This is a genomic window from Acinetobacter sp. V2, assembly GCF_001188385.1.
In the GTDB taxonomy this organism is placed as follows: domain Bacteria; phylum Pseudomonadota; class Gammaproteobacteria; order Pseudomonadales; family Moraxellaceae; genus Acinetobacter; species Acinetobacter oleivorans.
The window spans coordinates 1,739,021-1,744,272 of the sequence record NZ_JZFB01000001.1 but is presented as its reverse complement, the minus strand read 5'-3'; the positions used below and the strand labels follow the sequence as shown (position 1 = coordinate 1,744,272).

Annotated in this window: 5 protein-coding genes and 1 pseudogene; 5 read left to right on the top strand and 1 reads right to left on the bottom strand. The window is 39.0% G+C overall.

The window, feature by feature from the left end; genetic code table 11:
- From pabC to UC75_RS07975, 4 genes are all read left to right on the top strand, one after another.
- The coding region (pabC, locus tag UC75_RS07990; RefSeq protein WP_049837362.1) for an aminodeoxychorismate lyase at nucleotides 1–806 on the top strand (806 nt) is incomplete at its 5' end.
- 1 nt (nucleotide 807) lies between these two features.
- Nucleotides 808–1,878, top strand: a complete 1,071-nt coding sequence (mltG, locus tag UC75_RS07985) for an endolytic transglycosylase MltG (RefSeq protein ID WP_005307490.1) — start codon at nucleotides 808–810, stop codon at nucleotides 1,876–1,878.
- A 9-nt stretch (nucleotides 1,879–1,887) separates the two neighbouring features.
- Complete coding sequence (gene tmk / locus UC75_RS07980) at nucleotides 1,888–2,487, top strand: dTMP kinase (RefSeq protein WP_049837242.1); 600 nt, start codon at nucleotides 1,888–1,890, stop codon at nucleotides 2,485–2,487.
- A gap of 137 nt (nucleotides 2,488–2,624) precedes the next feature.
- Complete coding sequence (locus tag UC75_RS07975; RefSeq protein WP_049837241.1) at nucleotides 2,625–3,041, top strand: PaaI family thioesterase; 417 nt, start codon at nucleotides 2,625–2,627, stop codon at nucleotides 3,039–3,041.
- A 56-nt stretch (nucleotides 3,042–3,097) separates the two neighbouring features.
- Here UC75_RS07975 and nadB read toward each other — a convergent pair whose 3' ends face one another.
- The gene (gene nadB / locus UC75_RS07970; protein ID WP_013197095.1) at nucleotides 3,098–4,741 is read right to left on the bottom strand and encodes an L-aspartate oxidase; all 1,644 of its coding nucleotides are present in this window, start codon (nucleotides 4,739–4,741) and stop codon (nucleotides 3,098–3,100) included.
- A 230-nt stretch (nucleotides 4,742–4,971) separates the two neighbouring features.
- Between nadB and UC75_RS20725 the strand changes: the two are divergent.
- A pseudogene (locus tag UC75_RS20725) lies at nucleotides 4,972–5,252 on the top strand (S1C family serine protease); the annotation flags it as partial.

Below are 5,252 nucleotides of genomic sequence, written 5' to 3'. Positions count from 1 at the left end.
GTTTTAAAAATGGGCAACCTGTTGAAACCATTCCTTTACTGGATCGAGCATTTCATTATGGAGATGGATGCTTTACCACAATTCGTGTTTTTCAAAATCAGATTGAGCTTAAAGAAAGACATTGGGAGCGACTAAAACTTGCATGTAAAAAACTGTCTTTAATTGCGAATTTTGAACTCATAGAACAGAGCTTAGAGCAATTACTAAAGCAAAATCTCGTACTCAACGGCACTTTAAAAATTGTGATTAGTCGTGGGATGGGCGACCGTGGCTATAGTTTGCCAAAGCATGACGCCGATATTTATATCTGGTTTTATCCGAAAGCTTTAGAACCATTTCAACCAGACTTTATACAGTGTGGTGTTTTAAATCAGGCTTTAGGTTTAACCATGCCGAGCTTGGTCGGGCTTAAATCTTTAAACCGTCTTGAACAAGTATTGCTAAAAAAAGAAGCAGATCAATTAGGGTGGGCTGAAGCATTAGTTACTGATGTACAAGGTTATATTGTTGAAGGGGTTAGTAGTAATTGTTTTATTCGCTTAAATGATAGATGGATTACTCCGGAACTTCGCTATAATGGCGTCCACGGTGTAATGCGGGCAGAAATTCTGGCGCGTATGCAGCACCATGGTATTGCCTGTGAAGTACGTGTAATTGAGTTAGATGAAGTATCTGAAATACAAAGTCTATTCTTTTGTAATGCTTTAAACCCTATGCGAGTGGTTACTCATTTAGGTGAGAAAACGCTAGATACACAGGCATGCATAGATTTATTTCATATCCTTAACTTAAATCAGATTCATTAATATGCCGAAGCCACCTGTGAATGCGAAAGCAAAAAACGCCAAGAAAAATAACAAGAAACAAGCTCCAAAATTTTCTAAGCGACTGGTTTTAATTGGCCTTTTTATTGTTTTAATTTCTACTTTTGCCATTTTATGGTCGAGTCTATTCAAAGCTTATCCTATTGAAGGCAAAAAACAGATGTTATCTATTACATCTGGTGAAACCTATTCTGGTTTTATTGATCGTTTGGCGAAAGAAGGCAAAATTAGCTTTCCAGTGGTGTTGAAGCTTTATCAGAAATTTATGATTCATGACAGCATGAAAGCTGGTGTGTATGAAATTGAACAGGGAATGAGTGTAAGAGAAGTATTGGAGATGTTATCTGATGCAGATAATGCTCAGATGAACCGTGTCTTGGTCATTGAAGGTACAACTTTTAAACAGCTTATTACTGCACTCAAAAATGATAAAAACGTAAAAAATACAATATTAGATTTACCAGATGATCAGCTGATGAAGGCGCTTGGGATTCCTTATGGGCATCCTGAAGGCTTGTTCGCACCTAATACTTATTTCTTTGCCAAAGGTGAAACAGATAAGAAAATTCTGACCGATTTATACCACCGTCAAATGAAAGCCTTAGATGCAGCTTGGGCAAATCGTGCGCCGAATTTACCTTATAAAGATAAATATGAAGCATTAATTATGGCTTCTATTGTTGAGAAAGAAACAAGTTTAGACAGTGAACTTACACAAGTTTCAGGCGTTTTTGTTCGCCGTTTAAAAATTGGTATGCGTTTACAAACGGATCCAACTGTTATTTACGGTATGGGTAATAACTATAAAGGCAATATTACTCGAGAAGACCTCCGTACCCCAACAGCATATAATACTTATACTATTAATGGCTTACCGCCAACGCCAATTGCTTTACCAAGCCAAAAAGCAATTGAAGCTGCATTGCATCCAGATGATTCAAATAACATCTATTTTGTAGCGACTGGCAATGGTGGGCATAAATTTACGGCAAGCTTGCAAGCGCATAATCAAGCGGTGCAAGAGTACTTATCCGTGTTGAGATCGAAGAAATAAGGAAAAGAGATGTTTATTAGCTTTGAAGGCACGGAAGGGGTAGGTAAAACTACACTTATTCGAAAAATTCATCAGTATTTTGAAGATCAAGGTAAACAAGTTGTTTTAACCCGTGAACCGGGTGGTACGCCGTTAGCAGAACAAATACGTTCAATGCTTTTGGCGGTGAATCATGATGAAAATATGAGCCATGATACCGAGTTATTACTCATTTATGCGGCACGTGCTCAACACTTACAACAGGTTATTTTGCCGGCTCTAGAGTCTAATAAAATTGTTTTAAGTGATCGTTTTACTGATGCAAGCTTTGCTTATCAATGTTCTGGTCGTGGTTTAAGCCAAGATAAATTACAGCTTTTAAATCAGAGCTTTGTTTCACGCATGCCAGAAGTAACGTTCTGGTTAGATGCACCGATTGAATTGGGCATGAATCGAGCACGCGAACGCGGAGCTTTAGATCGTTTTGAACAAGAAAAGTTAAGCTTCTTTACTAAGGTTCGTGAAGGCTATGAAACCTTATGGAAAGCTGAACCAGAACGTATTAAGCGAATAGATGCAACTCAAAGTCCTGATCAGGTGTTCGAACAGGCATTGCAATATTTAGGATAAGCAATTGGATGAGCCACTCTTATAGACTATGAGAGTGGTGAAAAATGACGTTAATTCTGATTTAAAACGTCATAGAAAATATCTGCTATTTTCTTATGCTATCTTACATATGATTTATAGATTGAAGAATAACAAGGATGAAAAGCTCAAAAGAAGAAATCGTGGCATTTCTTGAAAAGGAATTTCCACCAAGTCTTGAACATTGCACGATTGAATCAGTCTCGCCTAAAGCTGCTGTCGTTTATTATCATGTCGATCAAAGGCATCAACGGCCTGGGGGCACCATATCTGGACCAACCATGATGACTTTGGCTGATTTTGCTTTATATATTGCAATATTAGGTGAAATCGGAATTATCGGTTTAGCTGTAACGACCAATTTTAATATTAATTTTCTAAGAAAACCCGCAGGTGATCAAGACCTACGCAGTGAGTGTAAACTCATGAAAGTTGGAAAGAGCTTGGTGGTGGGAGAGGTCTGGATTTATTCAGTAGGGCTAGAAGATCCCGTTGCACATGTGACCGCGACTTATTCAATTCCACCTAAATCATAAATATCAAAGCAAATAAAAAGCACAGTCTGAACTGTGCTTTTTTGTAGAAGAACAGCTTAAATATCAGTATTAACTAATGGCTGTTCTACTGCAAAATTTGGAGGAGTTAGAACTGTTTTACGAATCTCACTCGAAGTTTCTGGATAATCAAGCGTGTAATGTAAACCACGTGATTCTTTACGTTGCATAGCACAGCGCACAATCATCTCAGATACTAAAACAAGGTTACGCAGCTCAATTAAATTTTTGCTAACACGGTAGTCTTGATAATACTCAGTGATTTCACGCTTTAACATTTCAATACGGTGCAAAGCACGTTCTAAACGTTTTGTGGTTCTGACAATACCAACGTAATTCCACATGGTCGAACGTAACTCATCCCAGTTTTGTAAAATCACCACATCTTCATCAGGGTTGGTTACTTGTGAGTCATCCCAAGTTGGTACTTCAGGTAATTTGAAGTTTTCATCAAATTTATTTTCGATATCTTTTGCTGCACTCATGCCGTAAACGAAGCACTCAAGTAATGAGTTACTTGCCATACGGTTTGCACCATGTAAACCGGTATAAGACGTTTCACCAATCGCATATAGACCTTCAATATCCGTCTGGCTATTTGAGTCAACCACGACACCACCACATGTATAGTGAGCTGCTGGTACCACTGGAATCATGTCTTTTGTAATGTCGATACCTAACTCAAGCAATCGTGCATAAAGTGTAGGGAAGTGCTCTTTGATAAACTCTGGTGATTTGTGTGTAATGTCTAACCACACATGACGAATACCGAGGCGTTTAATTTCATGGTCAATGGTACGTGCCACAATATCGCGAGGAGCCAGTTCTGCACGATCGTCAAAACGTAGCATAAAACGCTCGCCATCAGGTAAGCGCAAATAAGCACCTTCACCGCGCATGGCTTCAGTAATTAAAAATGAGCGAGCTTGAGGATGATACAGACAAGTTGGATGGAACTGGTTAAATTCCATATTGGCTACACGGCAACCTGCACGGAAGGCCATTGCAATACCATCACCTGTAGCAATATCTGGATTAGATGTGTACAGATAAGCTTTCATCGCACCGCCGCAAGCAAGTGCGGTAAATGGTGCAAGGAATGTATGAACTTTTTCCGTATTTTCATCTAAGGCATACAAACCAATAGCGCGATTCGCTTGATCGGTATGACCTAATTTATGAGATGTAATTAAATCAATCGCAATGTAGTTTTCAAAAATAGTAATATTTTTACGTTCTTTGGCACGTTCAACCAAGGTGGTTGAAATAGCTTTACCTGTTGCATCAGCCGAATGGATAATACGGCGTTGTGAATGACCACCTTCGCGCGTTAAATGAAGTTGTTCATCTTCATCTAAAGTAAATTGCACGCCTTGCTTTAAAAGAAAATCAACAGAAGGGCGACCGCCTTCTACGGTATGTTGTACCGCATCCATTTCACATAAATGAGCACCTGCAATCATAGTGTCATTAATGTGCTGTTGAATAGAGTCAGTCTCATCCAGAACAGCAGCAACACCACCTTGAGCATAAAAGGTACTTGCTTCGGTTAAAGCAGCTTTGGCTAAAACTGCAATATTAAAATGATTTGGTAACGATAAAGCCAGACTTAAACCAGCACCGCCGCTGCCCACAATAATCACGTCAAAGTGGTGAATTGTCTGTAAATTAGGCATGTCCATTCGCAACAATCTAAAACGTCCGCTAATGACACCCCTTTTTATCTAAAAAGGCAAGAGCTTAAGCGCTCTAACTCAGAGAAAAATTGCAATTGGCTTAAAAAGTTGCAATGCGTAAAATAATGATTGTAAGGATGCCTTACAAATAAACATATTGTTACGCACAACCCCAAAGCGTTGTGATACAACAGTTTTATTCTTATTCTCGTAGACCAATTGTGGGTGAGCACCGAATGAAAACTCGCTATTTACAACAAGGAATGTATGCAGCGGTATTTACAGTTGCTGCTGTTCAGGCAAATGCTGCTGTTGATTTTTCAAACCTCGTTGAACAAGTTAGTCCAGCAGTGGTGAGTGTAAACGTCGTAAAAAAAATGACTCAGGATGAACTGTTGCAGCAACAAGTCCCTGAAATTTTGAAACGTTTCTTTGGAAATCAGGTCATCATTCCACAGCAACAGGGTCCACAAGAAAAAACAGCATACGGTAGTGCATTCTTTATTAGTAAAGATGG

Excerpts from the sequence above, each read along its gene's own strand:
- mltG (WP_005307490.1), top strand. The coding sequence starts at position 808 with ATGCCGAAGCCACCTGTGAATGCGAAAGCAAAAAACGCCAAGAAAAAT.
- tmk (WP_049837242.1), top strand. The coding sequence starts at position 1,888 with ATGTTTATTAGCTTTGAAGGCACGGAAGGGGTAGGTAAAACTACACTT.
- UC75_RS07975 (WP_049837241.1), top strand. The coding sequence starts at position 2,625 with ATGAAAAGCTCAAAAGAAGAAATCGTGGCATTTCTTGAAAAGGAATTT.
- nadB (WP_013197095.1), bottom strand. The coding sequence starts at position 4,741 with ATGGACATGCCTAATTTACAGACAATTCACCACTTTGACGTGATTATT.